Raw genomic sequence first — 974 nt, forward strand, 5'->3', positions numbered from 1 at the left:
CCTCCCTGACTGCGCCGGCACCGTCGGTGTACTCCCCCATGGCCTTCCGTCACCCCAGCGTGACCGCCGCCGCCCAGCGCACCGTCACCGTCAGCCCGGACAACGACGCCGTCCGCGAGGCGCGCCTGGCCCACCAAGTGCTGCAAATCATCCAGCACCACCGCCTGGGCGTAAGCGGAGCGCAGATCGGCAGGGAGAGCGGCCTGCACGCCCCGCAGCTCACGGCGGTGCTGGAGATGCTGTGCGAGGAAGAGTTCGCCGAAATGCTGTCCGAGAGCGTCTACGCGCCCGGGCCGGCCCTCGAGCGGCTCTCTGCTCCCGGCGGGCCGGCACTGCAACTGCAGCGCACCCTTGCGCTGGCCCGGGACAGCATCGGCGCCGCCGTCTACCTCAGCCACTACCGCGACGGCGAAGTCCTCATCACCCAGGTCGCCGACGGGCCCGTCACCCCCAGCGTGAATGAATGGATCGACTTCCGGGCCGCCGCGCACGCCAGCGCGGTCGGCAAATGCCTGCTCACCCAGCTCGACCACACCAGCCGCGCCGACCACCTCGCCCGCCACAAAACCGCCCGCCTCACCGCACGGACCATCACCAGCAGCCAGGACCTCCTGCACGCACTGGACCGGCTGGCACCCAACGAACCCGTCTTCGACCTGCGCGAATACTCCCCACGCGTGGTGTGCTCCGCCGTACCCCTGACCACCGCCACAGCCGGCTGCCTCGCCCTGTCCCTGCCCGTCACCCACACCAAGCGCCTCGCCACCGCAGCCGAGGAACTCAGCCGCAAAGCCGTCCCTGTCCTGCTCACCCTCCTGCTCACCGGCGCCCTCCCGCCCTCCGGCCCCGCGCCAGGCGAGAACCGGCTCACCGAACCCAGCACCACACCCATGACCCGCCAGACCCTGAACCGGCTGCGCCGCACCTTTCGCCGACCCCTCACCAGCGCCACCGCTATCCGCCAGGCCAGCCAC

1 pseudogene is annotated in these 974 nt (G+C 71.4%); it reads left to right on the forward strand.

From position 1 onward, the window contains the following. Positions 1–38 precede the first annotated feature (38 nt). Positions 39–821, forward strand: a pseudogene (locus ACJA3G_RS37610) (IclR family transcriptional regulator C-terminal domain-containing protein); the annotation flags it as partial. Between the last annotated feature and the right edge of the window lie 153 nt (positions 822–974).

It is taken from the genome of Streptomyces sp. YS-3, assembly GCF_045257485.1.
Taxonomy (GTDB): Bacteria; Actinomycetota; Actinomycetes; order Streptomycetales; family Streptomycetaceae; genus Streptomyces.